Below are 15,106 nucleotides of genomic sequence, written 5' to 3'. Positions count from 1 at the left end.
TCGCCTCCCAACGAGGGATCAAAGCGTGGAGTTCCGCTCCCGCATCAGAAGCTTGCGGGCGATCGCCGCAATCGCCAGCGCGACCAGGATGCCAATCGTGTCCGCGATCCAGTCCTTCACGTCCTTGTCGCGCCCGAAATAGGGCTGAATGAACTCGATCAGCGCGCCGAAGCCGGACAGCGCGAACGCCTCGACGAACACGTTGCGGTACGGATAGGCCGCCGCGGCCAGCAAAGTGAGCGCACCGAAGGTGAAGGCATGCTGCTTCTTGTCCGAAATCGGCATGACAACATCGACGTGCCGCAGGCACAAATACAGGGTCATGACAACGGCGAGCCAGAACGCGACTTGGAGAATACGCTGCACAAGAATCCCGGGTGAGAGGGGGAGCGGCCAGCCCTTAGCAGCCCATTTCGGTTTGCGGGAGCATGAATGGGATCGGCGCCAGCATGTTGACCCGGGCGGCGCCGGCGCAAATATCGCGTCGATGCGGCCCCTCGATACCAACCTGTTGCTGCGCGCCTACGCAGCCGGGATATTCCCGATGGCGGACAGCCGGCGCGCCCGCGACGTGTATTGGGTCGAGCCGGCGATGCGCGGCATCCTGCCGCTCGATCGCTTCCACCTGTCGCGCTCGCTGGCGAAGGTGGTCCGCTCCGACCGCTTCGCCGTCACCGCGGACCAGGTCTTCGCCCGGGTGATCGCGGCCTGCGCAGAGGCGCGCCAGGGCGCGCAGGGCACCTGGATCAACGCGCAGATCGAGCAGGCCTGCAACGAGCTGCACCTGCGCGGCCACGCCCATTCGGTCGAAAGCTGGCAGGACGGCGCGCTGGTGGGCGGCCTCTACGGCGTCAGCCTGGGCGGGGCTTTTTTCGGCGAAAGCATGTTCTCGCGCGCCCGTGACGCGTCGAAAGTCGCATTGGCGCACCTGGTCGCGCGGCTGAAGATCGGCGGCTACCGGCTGCTCGACTGTCAGTTCCTGACCGACCATCTCGCGTCGCTGGGCGCGATCGAGGTGTCGCGGGACACCTATGTAGGATTGCTGGGGGAAGCGCTGGGGCTCGGCGCAGGCGCGGGCTCGGGCGTCGCTTCCGACTGGGGCGCGCTCGATCGCCTGGCCGGCGCGCTGCCAGAGGGCGCCGACCCGGACGACACGCGCACCGTGTCCGGCCCGATTTCCGGCCAGGTCATCGTGCAGCTCTTGGGCCAGACATCGTAGATCGGGTGCTCGACGACGTTCAGCGACGGCGATTCCTTGTAGAGCCAGCCCGAAAAGACGCGCCGCCATTTCTTGTCGAACCCCTGGACGTCGACCTGGACAAATGCGCCGGTCAGCTTCTGCTCCTCCCACGGCGCGGTGGTCTCGCAGGCGCGCAGGCGCACGATCACGTCGTCGACGCGGACCGCCTGGCCGGGCTTCAACGTCAAATCGCGCGACACGCCGTTGCGCTTGTTGAGCAGGCCGAGCACGGCGACGCGCTGGTTCATCGGCGTCGCCTTGACCGGCAGCGGGGCCGAGCTCGGCGTCGGCGCCGGCGCGGATTTGTCCGATGCGGCGGGCGTGGCCGCAGCCTTGGCCGCGTCGGTGGAGGCGGGCGCAGTCGTTTCGTCCTGCAACGCGATCGCGGCGCCGCCGATCGCCATCAGCAGCGCAGCCCCGCCGGCGATCGCCCACCGGTTCATGCCTGGTCGGGGCTCCACGCCTCATAATCGCCGGTCGAGGCGGGGCGCAGTCCGCCTGCCTCAAGCGCGCCCGGCGGACGATAGGCCTGGTGGGTGCCGGTCAGATTGGGAATCGGCGGCTTCTGCCACGGCCGCGCCGGCGGCAGCGCCTTGTCAGGCACGTCGGCAGCCTGGCCGTGCAGCCAGCTATGCCATTCGGGCGGCACGCGGCTGGCGTCGTTCGAGCCCTTGTAGATCACCCAGCGCCGGCGCACGCCGTAGGAATCGGGCTTCTTCGCCTCGAAATAGACGTTCCCCCAGTCGTCCTCGCCCACCTTGCCGCCCTTCAGGCGTGTGTAGAGCGCGGTGCCCCAGGTGGCGCCGTTCCACCATGTGAATGCCGAAGACAATAGTCCCATGGCCGGAGCGTTTAGCGGCCACCGCGGACGGAAGGAAGGCCCTAGCTTCGCGGCGTGACCATTACCGCCAACGGCCCCTTGCGTCCCTCGGCGATGCGGGCGGTCAGCGGCAGGTCGGGCTGGATCTCGAGGATGCCGGCGCGCCGGAACGTTTCCATGTGCACGAATACGTCGGCGCTGTCCGCATCGCGGATCAGGAAGCCATAGCCCTTCAGCCGGTTGAACCACTTGACCCGGACCGGCTCCGGCGCGCCGGCGCTCTCGGCGAGTTCCAGCGGGTCGACCCGGTCGCGCGGTGCCGTCAGCAGGTCGAGGTCGGGTCCGGTCGCGGTGGTGAGGTCGAAGCTCAGCAGCCGCCGCGCCTGCAGGCCGCGTTCGCGGCGGACCGCCAGGCATTCGACTCGGGCGCCTTCGGGAAGGCTGCGGCGGCCATGGTCGCGCAGCACCGAAAAGTGAATCAGCACGTCGCCGGCATCGCCGTCGGCGACCACGAAGCCGAAGCCGCGGGTCGCGTCGAACCACTTTACGGTTCCACAATGTCGCTCAAGTTCATGAACTTGGCCAGACAGCGCATCGCCTGCCCAACCACGCTCGGCGGGCGCATCGAGAACCGATGCTGCAATCGTCTCCATCGTCACGCGACTTAACCCCCAAAGTGCGTGGACTCAGCATAGCGGAAACTGACGCAGAATCGAAACAAAGATTCATCATGTGTTAACCTTGGTCCAATTCCGGGACATAGCCGGGTTCGCATGCCAGAATGCGGCGTGCGATCGCGAGTTCGTGGCCAGCGCGCAACATCGCCCCCAATGCTTTTTCCCGCGCCGTGCGGTCGGGCATTTCCGATGCGAACGGCCCGAACTTCCGCCGCCGCGCGAAGACCAGAGCGGCCTGCCAGGCCTGCGCGCGCGCCGCCGCTTCGGCCTCGGCGTAATCCTCCTCCGCGATACCCGCCGCCTTCAGCGATTGCGCGACCCTGCGCAGACCATAGCCCCGCCGCGTCAGCCCGGTCGCGCGGGCCGCGGCGAAACCGGCATCATCGACATAGCCGAGGCCTGCGAGCTTCGCGACCAGCTCCTCGACCGGCGCGGCATCGTCCCCGCCCCAGCCGCGCTCCTTCAGCTTGCGTTTCAAATACGCCGCGAGCTTGGCGCGCGTGGTCGCGTAGCGCTCGACATAGCGCAGCGCCGCCCGCTCCAGACCCGCGCGATCGAGCGGAGGCGCGCGTCTTGCGTCCGGATCGGTCCGTCGGCTACGCCACGATTGTGCCACACTCACGTCCGATTTTGACCGCGCCAGCGAATAAAGAGCAACGATCGCAGAGCCTCATGCGCGTTGTGTCGAACGGCAAGGGGGGCTGAGGCAAGAGAAAAGGGCTACTCGCGATGATGCAAGCGCCCGTTGCACGTAAATCAGGGTCGTACGCGAACGAAATGACGCACCAGAACGCCACGCCGACGGACGACGCGCTGCCGCGCCGTCTGTCCGACTTCGCGACGCTGACCGAAGCGCTCGACTATGCCGCCAAGGGTGCGCGCGGATTCAATTTCTGCGATCCCCGCGGCGCGCTCGCCCGCGCTTATCCCTTTGCCGAGTTGCGCCACGACGCGCTGGCCCATGCCTATCGGCTGATCGGTCGCGGCATTGCGCCCGGCGACCGGATCGCGCTGATCGCGGAGACGGGGCCGGAATTCGCCTCCTTGTTCTTCGGTGCGGTCTATGCCGGCGCCTGGCCGGTGCCGCTGCCGCTGCCGACCTCGTTCGGCGGCGCTTCCGCCTATGTCGACCAGCTGAAGGTCCAGCTGCAGAGCTGCGACCCGGTGATGCTGATCTTCCCCGAGGAACTGGCGAGCATGGCCGAGGAGGCCGCGCGCCAGGCCGGAATCTCGGCGATCTCGTGGGAGTCGTTCGCGCAGGCGGCGGCGCCGCGGGCCGTGCTGCCGACGGCCAAGCCCGACGATATCGCCTATCTGCAATATTCGAGCGGCTCGACCCGCTTCCCGCATGGTGTCGCCGTCACCCACCACGCGCTCTTGAACAACCTGTCCGCCCATTCGCACGGGATGCAGCTTGAGGACAGCGACCGCTGCATTTCCTGGCTGCCCTGGTACCATGACATGGGGCTGGTGGGCTGCATGCTGTCGCCGGTCGCGAACCAGGTCTCGGTCGACTATCTGAAGACCGAGGATTTCGCCCGCCGTCCGCTTGCTTGGCTGGACCTGATCAGCCGCAACCCGGGGACTTCGATCAGCTATTCTCCGACCTTCGGCTACGACATCTGCGCCAGGCGCATGTCGAGCCAGACCCGCGCGTCCGACCGGTTCGACCTGTCGCGCTGGCGGATCGCCGGCAACGGCGCCGACATGATCCGCCCGGACGTGATGCAGTCGTTCGTCGACGCCTTCGCCGACGCCGGCTTCCAGGCCAGCGCCTTCCTGCCGAGCTACGGCCTCGCCGAAGCGACGCTGGCGGTGACGATCATGCCGCCGGGCGAGGGAATCGAGGTCGAATTGGTCGAGGAGACCGAGCTGGCCGGCGGCATCGCCGCCAATGACGGGCCGCAGCGGTTCCGCGCCGTCGTCAATTGCGGCAGGCCCGCCAAGGACATGACCGTCGAGATCCGCGACGAGAACGACACGGCCCTGCCGGAGCGCGCGATCGGCAAAATCTGGTGCAAGGGGCCGTCGGTGATGGCCGGCTATTTCCGCGATCCCGAGGCGACCGCGGCGTGCCTGGTCGATGGCTGGCTGGACACCGGCGACATGGGCTATCTGTCCGGCGGCTATCTCTACGTGGTCGGCCGCGCCAAGGACATGATCATCATCAACGGCAAGAACCACTGGCCGCAGGACATCGAATGGGCGGTGGAGCAATTGCCGGGGTTCAAGGCGGGCGACATCGCAGCCTTCGCGATCACGACGCCCGGCGGCGAGGAGACGCCCGCCGTGCTGGTCCAGTGCCGCACCTCCGATCCCGAGGAACGCGCCCGGCTGCGCGACGCGATCCGCGAGAAGGTGCGCAGCATCACGGGCATGAATTGCGTGGTGGAACTGGTGCCGCCGCGCACGCTGCCGCGCACCAGTTCAGGCAAGCTGAGCCGGGCCAAGGCGCGCAACCTGTACCTATCGGGCGAAATCCAGCCGCTCGCGGCCTGAGCGCCCAACCTGAACGGCGCGCTTACGGCTTGCTAACGAACAGGAGTTTAATTCCGGGCGCGTGAAGCGACTCCGGCCCCAACCCTCAGACGCGATCCCGCATAGTTTCGTGCGGACGCTGGCGACGACCATCCTGCTCGCCTCGGCGCTGCCGCTGGGGCTGCTGTCGCTGGTCGCGTTGCGCGGCCTGTCGCTCGGCTGGCCGCTGCTGATGCTGCTGGTGGCGACGATCGCCTTCGACGCGATCCTGGTCGCGCGCTGCCTCGCCAACGTCCGAGCGCTTTCGACCGGCACGCACCCATCGCGCGTGCTTGCCGACGCGATGAACGGGCCGCGCGTCAAGCTGCTCGAACACGACTATAGCGATGCGGACTGGTCGTGGCAGATCGACACCGCCAAGAACCTGACCGGCGTGTCGCCGCGCCTGGCGCTGGCGCTGGGCGCCGACGCCGGCGCACTGGAAGGCCGTTCCTTCCTCCAGATCCTTGCCGGCGAGACGTGGGAGACCGGAAATTTCCCGGCGGCGCTGCGCACGCTGGCCGACAAGATCAAGTATCGCGAATCCTTCAAGGAGCTGATCCTGCCCGTCAGCATCGGCGGCGAGACTTTGTGGTGGGAGCTGGGCGGCGCCCCGATCCAGGACGAGCGCGGCGGCTTTGCCGGCTTCCGCGGCACCGGCACCGACGTGACCGCGGAGCGCCACTCGGCCGACAAGATCAACCGGATGGCGCGCTACGACACGCTGACGGGTCTGCCCAACCGCCTGCACGTCTCCGAAGTCGTCGGCGACGCGCTTGCCCATGCCGAGCAGTGGCGCAGCCGCTGCGGGCTGATGATCGTCGGCCTCGATCGCTTCAAGAACGTCAACGACACGCTCGGCCACGCCGTCGGCGATATTCTGCTCGGCCGCGCCGCCGAGCGGCTGCAGGCGCTGCTCGGGCCTAACGACCTGTGCGGGCGGCTCGGCGGCGACGAGTTCGGCATCGTCTTCAACGACGGATCGGACCAGGCGCGGCTGGAGAAGCTGGCCCAGCGCATCGTCGAAGAGCTGTCGCTGCCCTACGATATCGACCAGCACACGTTGTTCGTCGGCGCGAGCGCAGGGGTCGCGATCGGCCCGCGCGATGGCGGGACGTCGGAGGTGCTGCTCCGCTCCGCCAACCTGGCGCTGTTCCGCGCGAAGGACCTGGGCGGAGCCACCGTTCAGGCCTATGAGCCGCAGCTCCACGTCGATGCCGAGGAGCGCCGGGTGATGGAGATCGCCCTGCGCCGCGCGCTCTCAAACGGCGAGCTTCACCTCAATTACCAGCCGGTCGTGACCGGCGAGACCGGCGCGATCGAAGGATTCGAGGCGCTGCTGCGCTGGACCAATCCGCAGCTGGGCAACGTCTCGCCGGCCAAATTCGTGCCGCTGGCCGAGCAGGCGCGGCTGATCGGCCCGATCGGCGAATGGGTGCTGCGCACGGCCTGCCAGGAAGCGACCCATTGGCCGTCGACCGTACGGGTCGCCGTCAATGTCTCGTTCGAGCAGCTGCACAACCGCAATTTCGCAAAGACCGTGGCCGCCGTGCTGCAGGAAACCGGACTCGCGCCCAGCCGTCTGGAGCTGGAGGTCACCGAATCGGTGTTCATGAACGAGGCGCCGCACGCGGTCGCCGTGCTGCGTGAGCTGATGGCGCTCGGCATCAAGTTGTCGCTCGACGATTTCGGCACCGGCTATTCGTCGCTCGGCTATCTGAGCCGTACCAAATTCTCGACCATCAAGATCGATCGCAGCTTCGTCCAGGGGGCGGCGAGCAACACGCCCGAGAATGTCGCGATCATCCGCGCCGTGGTGGCGCTTGCCGACAGTCTCGGCATGTCGACCACGGCCGAGGGCGTCGAGACGGAGGACGAGCTGGCGATGATCCGCAAGCTCGGCTGCCGCAAGGTTCAGGGTTATCTGTTCGGCCGGCCGATGAGCGCGGCGGATGCCCGCGCGCTGTTCACCGGCGGCGCCAGGAGCGCGGCCGCGGCCTGATCAACCCTGTGCGGGAAGCGGGATGGCAGGAGTGGAGGGACTCGAACCCCCGGCCCTCGGTTTTGGAGACCGATGCTCTACCAACTGAGCTACACTCCTAGGCCCGGCCCGAGCTTCGAGCCCGGGCCGGCGGGCGATGTAGCCGCGCCCTTGCGGATGCGCAAGCGCCCGGCTTGCTTCGCCGCGCGGCCCACTTTATAGCGCGGCTCAATCTCACTACATCGGTGAAGCATCCCTCGGGCGCCGGCCCGGACGGGGGCGTTCACCCCGAAGACGGGACGAGACACAGTGGCGATGAAGATCGGCGACATTCCCCAGTTCGTGCAGCAGGTCCGCGCAGAGACCGCGAAGGTCGTCTGGCCGAGCAGCCGCGAGACGATGATGACCTCGCTGATGGTGATCATCATGACCGCGATGCTCGGCATCTTCTTCTTCGGCATCGATTCCCTGTTCAGCGCGATCGTCCATTCGCTGCTGACCTTCGCCGGCTAACCTTTCAGGAAGCGCACCCCATGTCCCGCTGGTACATCATCCACGCCTATTCCGGTTTCGAGAACAAGGTCCGCGACGCGATCATGGCCGAGGCGACCCGCATGGGACTCGAGCGGCTGGTCGAGCATGTCGAGGTGCCGACCGAGACCGTCACCGAAGTCCGCCGCGGCAAGAAGGTGCAGTCGGAACGGAAATTCTTCCCCGGCTACGTCCTCGCCAAGCTCGAGATGAACGACGACGTTTATCACCTCGTCAAGAACACGCCGAAGGTCACCGGCTTCCTTGGCACCAACAACAAGCCGCAGCCGATCAGCGAGGCCGAGGCCGCGCGCATCCTGAGCACCAAGGAAGAGGCCGCGTCCGCCGCGCCCAAGGCCAAGGTCAAGGTCGATTACGAGATCGGCGACCAGGTGAAGGTGCTGGACGGACCGTTCGCCAGCTTCAATGGGGTCGTCGAGGAGCTCGATTTCGACCGCAGCCGCGTCAAGGTCAGCGTGTCGATCTTCGGCCGCGCGACGCCGGTCGAGCTGGAGTTCGAGCAGGTCGAACGCGCGAAGTGACGGCCTGAGGGCCGGCGGCCGCCGCCCTCGCCCTTTTTCCACCCTTGAAGCCGTCCGCGCCGCCACGTAAATGGCGGGCGCGGGCCGGGCCCCTCTGGCGACCATGACGGTCGTGATGTCGGACCGCATCTCTCAGAGGAGCGCCTAAACCGATGGACGGATTGATTGCCCTGTTCAGCGACCCCAGCGTATGGGCCGCGCTGACCGCGCTCGTGGTCATGGAAGTCGTGCTCGGCATCGACAACCTGATCTTCATCTCCATCCTGACCAACAAGCTGCCGGAGCACCAGCGCAGAAAGGCGCGGCGGCTGGGCATCGGCCTGGCGCTGTTCATGCGCCTGGCGCTGCTGTCCGCGATCAGCTGGCTGGTCGGCCTGACCGCGCCGGTCTTCGACCTGGGCCTGCAGGGCTCCCCCAGCGCCTATGGCGAGCCGAGCTTCGAGACCCAATTCTCGTGGCGGGACCTGATCCTGATCGTCGGCGGCCTGTTCCTGGTGTGGAAGGCGACCAAGGAAATCCACCATAATGCCGATCCGCGGCCGAACGACGACGTGTTCGACGTCGCCCGCGCCGGCCTCTCGTTCGGTGCCGCGATCGTGCAGATCCTGGTGCTGGACCTCGTCTTTTCCGTCGATTCGATCCTGACCGCGGTCGGCATGACCGAGCATCTTCCGGTCATGGTGGTCGCGGTGGTGTGCGCGGTGCTGGTGATGCTGTTCGCGGCCGAGCCGATGGCGAACTTCATCAACCGCAACCCGACGGTGGTGATGCTGGCGCTCGGGTTCCTGCTGATGATCGGCGCCGTGCTGATCGCAGACGGCTTCGGCGTGCATGTGCCGAAGGGCTATATCTACACGGCCATGGCCTTCTCCGCCGCGGTCGAGGCGCTGAACATCTGGTCCCGCAACAAGCGGGCGGCGCTGGCGGCGGCCGCCGAACCTCCTACGCACTTTCCCCAGGGTTGAATCTTCGGGGCCCGGTCATAAATTGAGACTGCGGACCGGGCCCCTCTGGCGGCCGTTCGATGAACGGCCGTGATGTCGGACCGCATCGGGAATAGCTCCCGATGCAGGTTGCGATGTTTCGCCCCTCCTGCCTCGCGGCGCTCCCGATCGATCCTTATCGATTGGAAAGAGGCTATGAACGCTTTCATTTACCGACTGACCCTCACCCACAGGAAGCTGGACGACGAGATCCGGCGAGAGCTCAAGCGGCGCTTCCCCGACAGCATTCGGCTTTTGCGGCTGAAGAAGCTGCGGCTGGCGATCAAGGACCGGCTCGCCGGCCGCCGCCTGAGCGGCGGGAGGGCCTGAGCGATGCGCACCCCCCAGCAGATGGCGTCGATGACCTGCCCGGTCGACGGGACGGTGCTTGTCATGTCTGACCGGCAAGGGATCGAGATCGACTATTGCCCGGCCTGCCGCGGCGTTTGGCTCGATCGCGGCGAGATCGACAAGATCATCGAGCGGAGCGCGCCGGCGCAGACCCCGGCCTCGGTGGTCACCGGAATCCCGCGCCACGAGCGCGGCGACTACCGCGACAAGCATCATTACAAGCGCAAGTCGTTCCTGGCCGAGCTGTTCGACTGAGGATCGGCGCGGCGGAGCAGTCCGGTCCCGGCTATCGGATTGCTTCGCCGGCGGCGGCATAGTGCAGGCGCGGCACGCCCAGCAGCACGATCGCCGTGGCCGCGCCGATCAGCGTGCCGGCAACGATGAAGGCGGCGCCATCGAACGAGTGGCGCGCGCCCCAGGCCAGGCTTTGCGACGCGATCAGCGGCCCCAGCACCGCCGCGACCGAATTCATGCTGCCGATGCCGCCCTGCAGTGCCCCTTGCCGGCTTGCATCGACCATCCGCGACAGGATGCCGTTCAGCGCCGGCCATGCCAGCGCGCCGAGGCAGCCGATCAGGAAAAAGGCATAGACCTGCCAGCCCTGGGTGACGAACGCATAGATGACCAGCGTCGCAGCCCCACAGGCCAGACCGATGATCGCGGCCCCGCGCTCCCCCGTCCGCCTGATGACGCGATCGGTCAGGAACAATTGCACCAGCAGCTGGAGGAAACCGACCCAGGCCAGGCTCCAGCCGATCTGCGCGTCGGTCCAGTCGAAGCGCAATTTGGCCCAGAACGCCCAAGTGGTCGGATAGACTACCCCGCCCAGCTGCCACAGGAACCAGGCGACCAGCAGCGGCGTCGCGTTGCCGGCTGCGAACAGCGGCTTGAACGCGCCGATCACATGCGCGTCGCGCAGCGCGAACGGCCGGCGGTTCTCGGCGGCAAGCGTCTCCGGCAGCAGGAAGTACATCGCGACGGCGTTGGCGACGGCCAGCGCGCATGCGAGCCAGAACGGCGCGCGCGGCCCGAAGGTCGCGACGAGTCCACCCAGCGCCGGTCCGACGATGAAGCCGATGCCGAACGCCGCGCCCAGATAGCCGAAATTGGTGGCGCGCCGCTCGGGCGGGGTCACGTCCGCGATCACCGCGCCGACCGGGCCGAAGGTGGCGCCGGTGATGCCGGCAATCGCGCGCCCCAGGAACAGCCAGGCGATCGTCGGCGCGACCGCCATCAGCGCATAATCGACCGCGAACGCCGTCATCGCCGCGATCAGCACGGGTCGCCGGCCGTAGCGGTCTCCAAGGTTGCCGAGCACCGGCCCGGCCAGGAACTGCGTGACCGCGAACACGGCCAGCATCCACCCGGCGATCCGCGTCGCCGCGGCCAGGTCGACGCGGCCCAGATCCGTGATCAGCGTCGGCAGCACCGGCATCACGATGCCGAACCCGATCACGTCGATAGTGACCGCCGCGAGCGCGATCGGCACCGCGCGGTGTTCGAAGCGGGGAAAAAGGGCCATGGGGCGCGGTTGATACGGGCGAAGAACAATCGTTCGCAACCCTAGGCTGTTAGGCCACAGCCGGGCGACTGCGGATCAGCGATCGATCGCGCTGCGAAGGAAGCTGTTCCCTTCCGCCCGATTTTCGGCTAAGGGCCCGCGCTTCCAAGCGACAGCTCTGGAACATTGCGGGAGGGCGTGCTTGCGCGTCCGTCTGTACCGCTCGACTTGAAAGAGAGTGACATGGCAAAGAAGATTACCGGCTATATCAAGCTGCAGGTGCCCGCCGGCGCCGCCAATCCGTCGCCGCCGATCGGCCCGGCGCTGGGTCAGCGCGGCGTCAACATCATGGAGTTCTGCAAGGCGTTCAACGCCGCCACGAACGACCTGGAAAAGGGCGCGCCGATCCCGACGGTCATCACCGTCTATGCCGATCGCAGCTTCTCGTTCGAGACCAAGACGCCGCCGGCCACCTTCCTTCTGAAGAAGGCGGCGAACCTGAAGTCGGGCTCCAAAGAGCCGGGCAAGACCTCGGCGGGCCGCATCAAGCGCTCGCAGCTGGCCGAGATCGCGCAGGTCAAGATGAAGGACCTGAACGCGAACAATATCGAGGCTGCAACGAAGATCATCGAAGGCTCCGCCCGCGCCATGGGCCTCGAAGTGGTGGAGGGTTAAGACCATGGCGAAGCTGACCAAGAAGCAGAAGAGCTGGGCCGTCGACGCCGAGAAGCTCTACGGCGTCGACGAGGCGATCGCCCTCGCCAAGCAATATGCGACCGCCAAGTTCGACGAGACGATCGAAGTCGCGCTGAACCTGGGCGTCGATCCGCGCCATGCCGACCAGATGGTCCGCGGCGTGGTCACTCTGCCCAAGGGCACCGGCAAGACCGTCCGCGTGGCCGTCTTCGCCAAGGGTGCGAAGGCCGACGAGGCGCGCGAGGCCGGGGCCGACATCGTCGGCGCGGAGGACCTGCTGGAAACCGTGCAGGGCGGCAATATCGATTTCGATCGCTGCATCGCCACGCCCGACATGATGGGTCTGGTCGGCCGCCTCGGTAAGGTGCTGGGCCCGAAGGGCCTGATGCCGAACCCGAAGCTCGGCACGGTCACGATGAACGTCGGCCAGGCGGTCAAGGACGCCAAGGGCGGCCAGGTCGAATACCGCGTCGAAAAGGCCGGTATCATCCATTCCGGCATCGGCAAGGCGTCTTTCCCGGCCGAGGACCTGCGCGCGAACTTCGACGCGCTTGTCGACGCGGTGGTCAAGGCCAAACCGTCGGGTGCCAAAGGCAAGTACGTCAAGAAGGTCGCGCTCAGCTCCTCGATGGGCCCGGGCATCAAGGTGGACGTGGCGGAAGTCGCGACTGTCTGAGGCGGCCGCCGGAGACGAACGGACAAAGGCCGGGGTTTGCGCTCCGGCCTTTTCCCTTTAGCGGCCGAAGCGTTTCGTCGACCGCGGCGATGGTTTCGTCGCGGGAATTTGAGCGCTGCGCGACACGCTGCTAGCAAGCGAGTCAGCAAGGGAGGCTAATCTATGTTGCTTGGAATTGTGACTGGACTTCTTCTCGCGACCGCGCCGGACGCTGCCGCGACGCCGACGACTCCGTCGGCCGCGCCGCAACAGCCGGAAGAGAAGAAGATCTGCCGCCGCGAGGTCGAGACGGGCTCGCTGATCAAGGGCAAGAAAGTCTGCATGACCGCCAAGCAGTGGCAGAGGATTTCGGACGCCAATCGTGACGAGATCGAGCGCACGAGCTCGATGGGCAGCCAGTCCGGCAAGTGAGCCGGCCTACTCCTCGCTCAACTGCGCCATCCGCCGCGCGATAAAGTCGCGCGGGCTTTCCTTTCCGGGCGCTGGAAGAGGCGCCGAATGTTCGCGCTTGATCGATTCGATCTGGGCGTGGAGCGCGCGGGCGCGCGCCTTGCTTGCCGCTGCGGGGCTGGATTGCGCCATGTCGAGACCTTCATTCTCTTCAGTCGACCCGTCGTCTGAACCCGGCATGGCGCGCTCCAGTTCCGTCAGGCCGCTGCGATCAGCTCGTTGATCTGACTGTGCAGCGATTGCGCGCGTGCGGCGAGAGTCGACCTGGCGCTCGGCGCCGCCATGCCCCCGAACTCGGACGTCGCGCGCCCGGCGCTGACCGCCATTGCCGTATCCTCTGACGTGATCCGGTCGATCTGGCTGCGAATGCTCCGGCCGCCCGTCAGCTTGCCGAGGCTGCGGAATTGCGGCTGGCTGCCCCCGAACCAGGTCTGCTGCCACCAGATGTCGGTTTCCAGATCATGCCATGAGATATAGCCGCCCGGCAGGATCGAGCGCGGCGTCTTGATCGCGCCGGTGTAGGAATAACGAACGCCCGGGGCGGCCACAGGATCGAAGAAGTTGGGCGTGTAGAAATCCGACACCAGCACGCCGTTGACCGAATAAGCGTAATTGGAGGCTTCGGACGGATCGCAGACCTCGACCAGATAGGTGACGCGCCCCTGATCGGCTTTGATCGAGTCGCCGGCAATGACGCGATTGCCGAACGGATCGACCAGCATTTCGCACATCTCGTGGCTGGAGGTCAGCGACCATACGTCGCGGTCTGGATCGGCCGAGATCAGCGCGAAGGGCTGGCCACTCTGGTCCAGATGGATGCCGGCGGCGCTGTAGCCGATATCGTCGCGAATGATCATCGGCCAGTAATCGACCGGCACGTCTTCAAGATGCTCGAAGGCGTCGACGGTGGCGCCGATCTGCCAGATGCCGGAAAGGTCGCGCGAGGCCTGCTTCTGCAGCGCCGCCGCGACCATCATCACTTCTCCCGTGCCGACCTGCCGGGATTCGGACACCAATGCCACATGCTTGACGAGGGGTTCCATCGCATCTCTCCTTCCCTTGGCCTGGAGGACTGCGACTCGGTTCTATGTGCCCTGGAGGACCGCGACTCGTTATAGCATGTCCGGGGCGCCCTTACGCCCCCGTGCCGCCTTCATCGCTGAGCACGATCATGACTTCGTTGCGCCGCATCGGACCGGGAAGGAATGGTGCGTTGTAATAGGCGTGCACCGCCTTGCCTTCGCTCGGCAGGCCGCGCAGCTGCAGCCAGGAACGCAGCGCCCCTTCCTTCGCCGAAAGCGTTGCATCGTCCGCCCGGCCGGAGAAGCGGATCACGGCGATGCGCTGCGCCGGCTCCGCGATCAGTTCGACACCGGATGGCGGCTTGGGCAGCTCCGCGCGCGCCTTGCCGGTCGGCATCACGAAACGGGTGCGCCAGCTGCCGTCGCCATCCGTGTCCGAAAGCACCGGCGCGGTCATCGGCAGCTTGGCGCCCTCGCGGGACCGGGCGAACAGATAGTCGGCGAGCGTGCGGAAACCCTCGTTCAGGGCAGCCTGGCGCTCGCCGCGGTGCTCGGTCCCAGCCGTCACGATCGCGGGATATTTGCGGACCTCGATCGTATTGTCAGATTCGATGGTCTGGTAGCGCGGCTCCTCCGCCCGGGACGCGCGCCAGACGAAGAAGGCGCCGGCCACCACCGCCGCGGTGCCGAGCGCCGCGAACAGGCCGGTGCGCGGCGGGACGTCGGCGACCGCGCGCTTGACGGTCTCGACCGCCTTTTCCACGGCCGGCGGCACGGCCGCCGCCGCCTTGGCCGGCGCTGACGGCCTGGCTCCTTCGGCCGGCTTCGGCGCGGCTGGCTTGCGCGCCGCCGCCTTGGGCTTGCCCGCGCTCTTCTTCTCGACCGCGGGCGGTCGCGACTGACGCTTCGGAGCGGGCTTGGCCGCGCCTTCGGCCTTGGCGGCGCTCGCGGCCTTCGCCTTGGGCGCGCGCGCCGGCTTCGCCTTGGCGGGCGTCTCGGACTTGGCGGACGCCGGCTTGACGGCGCGGGTGCGTTTCGGCTTTTCCGGAGCGGGCGTGTCGGCCATATCTCTTCCCTTGTTCTGGTCGTTACGCTGTTAGCGCCGAACGAGCATGGAAG

General features: G+C 67.1%; 19 protein-coding genes, 1 tRNA gene and 1 pseudogene. 11 read left to right on the top strand and 10 right to left on the bottom strand.

Annotated features, from left to right (window positions below):
• Positions 1–18 precede the first annotated feature (18 nt).
• Positions 19–324 carry a VanZ family protein gene (locus tag GON01_RS05050; protein WP_157026260.1) on the bottom strand — a complete coding sequence of 102 codons (306 nt, stop codon included), beginning with the start codon at positions 322–324 and terminating at the stop codon, positions 19–21.
• Positions 325–487: 163 nt separating this feature from the next.
• Between GON01_RS05050 and aat the strand changes: the two genes are divergently transcribed.
• Complete coding sequence (gene aat, locus GON01_RS16875) at positions 488–1,219, top strand: leucyl/phenylalanyl-tRNA--protein transferase (protein WP_157026259.1); 732 nt, start codon at positions 488–490, stop codon at positions 1,217–1,219.
• A gap of 35 nt (positions 1,220–1,254) precedes the next feature.
• Here aat and GON01_RS17320 read toward each other — a convergent pair.
• The 4 genes and pseudogenes from GON01_RS17320 to GON01_RS05025 form a co-directional block, all read right to left on the bottom strand.
• A pseudogene (locus tag GON01_RS17320) lies at positions 1,255–1,488 on the bottom strand (DUF2155 domain-containing protein); the annotation flags it as partial.
• A gap of 191 nt (positions 1,489–1,679) precedes the next feature.
• Positions 1,680–2,081, bottom strand: a complete 402-nt coding sequence (locus GON01_RS05035) for an NADH:ubiquinone oxidoreductase subunit NDUFA12 (protein WP_157026258.1) — start codon at positions 2,079–2,081, stop codon at positions 1,680–1,682.
• A gap of 41 nt (positions 2,082–2,122) precedes the next feature.
• On the bottom strand, positions 2,123–2,713 hold the full coding sequence (locus GON01_RS05030) for a cold-shock protein (protein ID WP_157026257.1): 591 nt from the start codon (positions 2,711–2,713) through the stop codon (positions 2,123–2,125).
• 82 nt (positions 2,714–2,795) lie between these two features.
• Positions 2,796–3,353, bottom strand: coding sequence for a regulatory protein RecX (locus GON01_RS05025; protein ID WP_181599934.1), 558 nt, complete (start codon positions 3,351–3,353; stop codon positions 2,796–2,798).
• Between the two features lie 161 nt (positions 3,354–3,514).
• Here GON01_RS05025 and GON01_RS05020 point away from each other — a divergent pair, with 161 nt between their 5' ends.
• Positions 3,515–5,236: a fatty acyl-AMP ligase gene (locus GON01_RS05020; RefSeq protein ID WP_157026256.1), complete on the top strand. Its 1,722-nt coding sequence runs from the start codon at positions 3,515–3,517 to the stop codon at positions 5,234–5,236.
• Between the two features lie 109 nt (positions 5,237–5,345).
• Positions 5,346–7,256, top strand: a complete 1,911-nt coding sequence (locus GON01_RS05015; protein WP_332308469.1) for a putative bifunctional diguanylate cyclase/phosphodiesterase — start codon at positions 5,346–5,348, stop codon at positions 7,254–7,256.
• Between the two features lie 23 nt (positions 7,257–7,279).
• On the opposite strand, the gene GON01_RS05010 is transcribed toward GON01_RS05015, so the two are convergent.
• Positions 7,280–7,355: transfer RNA gene (locus GON01_RS05010), tRNA-Trp, on the bottom strand.
• A gap of 195 nt (positions 7,356–7,550) precedes the next feature.
• On the opposite strand from GON01_RS05010, the gene secE reads away from it, so the two are divergent.
• From secE to GON01_RS04985, 5 genes are all read left to right on the top strand, one after another.
• The gene (gene secE / locus GON01_RS05005) at positions 7,551–7,748 is read left to right on the top strand and encodes a preprotein translocase subunit SecE (RefSeq protein ID WP_157026481.1); all 198 of its coding nucleotides are present in this window, start codon (positions 7,551–7,553) and stop codon (positions 7,746–7,748) included.
• Positions 7,749–7,768: 20 nt separating this feature from the next.
• Positions 7,769–8,308, top strand: a complete 540-nt coding sequence (nusG, locus tag GON01_RS05000) for a transcription termination/antitermination protein NusG (RefSeq protein ID WP_157026255.1) — start codon at positions 7,769–7,771, stop codon at positions 8,306–8,308.
• A gap of 152 nt (positions 8,309–8,460) precedes the next feature.
• Positions 8,461–9,273: a TerC family protein gene (locus GON01_RS04995; RefSeq protein ID WP_157026254.1), complete on the top strand. Its 813-nt coding sequence runs from the start codon at positions 8,461–8,463 to the stop codon at positions 9,271–9,273.
• 174 nt (positions 9,274–9,447) lie between these two features.
• On the top strand, positions 9,448–9,621 hold the full coding sequence (locus GON01_RS04990) for a DUF465 domain-containing protein (RefSeq protein WP_157026253.1): 174 nt from the start codon (positions 9,448–9,450) through the stop codon (positions 9,619–9,621).
• A 3-nt stretch (positions 9,622–9,624) separates the two neighbouring features.
• Positions 9,625–9,897, top strand: coding sequence for a TFIIB-type zinc ribbon-containing protein (locus tag GON01_RS04985; RefSeq protein WP_198159778.1), 273 nt, complete (start codon positions 9,625–9,627; stop codon positions 9,895–9,897).
• A gap of 31 nt (positions 9,898–9,928) precedes the next feature.
• Here GON01_RS04985 and GON01_RS04980 read toward each other — a convergent pair whose 3' ends face one another.
• Entirely contained in the window at positions 9,929–11,164 is a 1,236-nt protein-coding gene (locus GON01_RS04980; RefSeq protein WP_157026252.1) for a TCR/Tet family MFS transporter, read from the bottom strand.
• A 222-nt stretch (positions 11,165–11,386) separates the two neighbouring features.
• On the opposite strand from GON01_RS04980, the gene rplK reads away from it, so the two are divergent.
• The 3 genes from rplK to GON01_RS04965 all read left to right on the top strand — a co-directional run bounded on the left by rplK (position 11,387) and on the right by GON01_RS04965 (position 12,926).
• Positions 11,387–11,818 carry a 50S ribosomal protein L11 gene (gene rplK / locus GON01_RS04975; protein ID WP_157026251.1) on the top strand — a complete coding sequence of 144 codons (432 nt, stop codon included), beginning with the start codon at positions 11,387–11,389 and terminating at the stop codon, positions 11,816–11,818.
• A gap of 4 nt (positions 11,819–11,822) precedes the next feature.
• Positions 11,823–12,515 (top strand): 50S ribosomal protein L1, encoded by a 693-nt coding sequence (rplA, locus tag GON01_RS04970; RefSeq protein ID WP_157026250.1) that lies wholly within the window; start codon positions 11,823–11,825, stop codon positions 12,513–12,515.
• 177 nt (positions 12,516–12,692) lie between these two features.
• Positions 12,693–12,926 carry a hypothetical protein gene (locus GON01_RS04965; protein ID WP_157026249.1) on the top strand — a complete coding sequence of 78 codons (234 nt, stop codon included), beginning with the start codon at positions 12,693–12,695 and terminating at the stop codon, positions 12,924–12,926.
• A 6-nt stretch (positions 12,927–12,932) separates the two neighbouring features.
• On the opposite strand, the gene GON01_RS04960 is transcribed toward GON01_RS04965, so the two are convergent.
• The 3 genes from GON01_RS04960 to GON01_RS04950 all read right to left on the bottom strand — a co-directional run bounded on the left by GON01_RS04960 (position 12,933) and on the right by GON01_RS04950 (position 15,053).
• Positions 12,933–13,145, bottom strand: a complete 213-nt coding sequence (locus GON01_RS04960; protein WP_157026248.1) for a hypothetical protein — start codon at positions 13,143–13,145, stop codon at positions 12,933–12,935.
• A gap of 17 nt (positions 13,146–13,162) precedes the next feature.
• A complete protein-coding gene (locus GON01_RS04955; RefSeq protein ID WP_157026247.1) occupies positions 13,163–14,008 on the bottom strand; it encodes a hypothetical protein in 846 nt (281 codons plus the stop codon).
• A gap of 91 nt (positions 14,009–14,099) precedes the next feature.
• Positions 14,100–15,053, bottom strand: coding sequence for an SOUL family heme-binding protein (locus GON01_RS04950; protein ID WP_157026246.1), 954 nt, complete (start codon positions 15,051–15,053; stop codon positions 14,100–14,102).
• Positions 15,054–15,106: the final 53 nt, after the last annotated feature.

This window comes from Sphingomonas horti, from assembly GCF_009753715.1.
Classification (GTDB): Bacteria; Pseudomonadota; Alphaproteobacteria; order Sphingomonadales; family Sphingomonadaceae; genus Sphingomonas_B; species Sphingomonas_B horti.
Note: the sequence above shows the minus strand (reverse complement) of the source record. Positions and strands in the feature narration are given on the sequence as shown.

What these genes read in the sequence shown, in the direction of transcription:
- rplA (WP_157026250.1), top strand. Translation starts at nt 11,823, where the DNA reads ATGGCGAAGCTGACCAAGAAGCAGAAGAGCTGGGCCGTCGACGCCGAG.
- GON01_RS04960 (WP_157026248.1), bottom strand. Translation starts at nt 13,145, where the DNA reads ATGCCGGGTTCAGACGACGGGTCGACTGAAGAGAATGAAGGTCTCGAC.
- rplK (WP_157026251.1), top strand. Translation starts at nt 11,387, where the DNA reads ATGGCAAAGAAGATTACCGGCTATATCAAGCTGCAGGTGCCCGCCGGC.
- GON01_RS04980 (WP_157026252.1), bottom strand. Translation starts at nt 11,164, where the DNA reads ATGGCCCTTTTTCCCCGCTTCGAACACCGCGCGGTGCCGATCGCGCTC.
- nusG (WP_157026255.1), top strand. Translation starts at nt 7,769, where the DNA reads ATGTCCCGCTGGTACATCATCCACGCCTATTCCGGTTTCGAGAACAAG.
- aat (WP_157026259.1), top strand. Translation starts at nt 488, where the DNA reads ATGCGGCCCCTCGATACCAACCTGTTGCTGCGCGCCTACGCAGCCGGG.
- GON01_RS04990 (WP_157026253.1), top strand. Translation starts at nt 9,448, where the DNA reads ATGAACGCTTTCATTTACCGACTGACCCTCACCCACAGGAAGCTGGAC.
- GON01_RS04995 (WP_157026254.1), top strand. Translation starts at nt 8,461, where the DNA reads ATGGACGGATTGATTGCCCTGTTCAGCGACCCCAGCGTATGGGCCGCG.
- GON01_RS04955 (WP_157026247.1), bottom strand. Translation starts at nt 14,008, where the DNA reads ATGGAACCCCTCGTCAAGCATGTGGCATTGGTGTCCGAATCCCGGCAG.
- GON01_RS05050 (WP_157026260.1), bottom strand. Translation starts at nt 324, where the DNA reads ATGACCCTGTATTTGTGCCTGCGGCACGTCGATGTTGTCATGCCGATT.
- GON01_RS05035 (WP_157026258.1), bottom strand. Translation starts at nt 2,081, where the DNA reads ATGGGACTATTGTCTTCGGCATTCACATGGTGGAACGGCGCCACCTGG.
- GON01_RS04985 (WP_198159778.1), top strand. Translation starts at nt 9,625, where the DNA reads ATGCGCACCCCCCAGCAGATGGCGTCGATGACCTGCCCGGTCGACGGG.
- GON01_RS05030 (WP_157026257.1), bottom strand. Translation starts at nt 2,713, where the DNA reads ATGGAGACGATTGCAGCATCGGTTCTCGATGCGCCCGCCGAGCGTGGT.
- GON01_RS05020 (WP_157026256.1), top strand. Translation starts at nt 3,515, where the DNA reads ATGACGCACCAGAACGCCACGCCGACGGACGACGCGCTGCCGCGCCGT.
- secE (WP_157026481.1), top strand. Translation starts at nt 7,551, where the DNA reads ATGAAGATCGGCGACATTCCCCAGTTCGTGCAGCAGGTCCGCGCAGAG.
- GON01_RS04950 (WP_157026246.1), bottom strand. Translation starts at nt 15,053, where the DNA reads ATGGCCGACACGCCCGCTCCGGAAAAGCCGAAACGCACCCGCGCCGTC.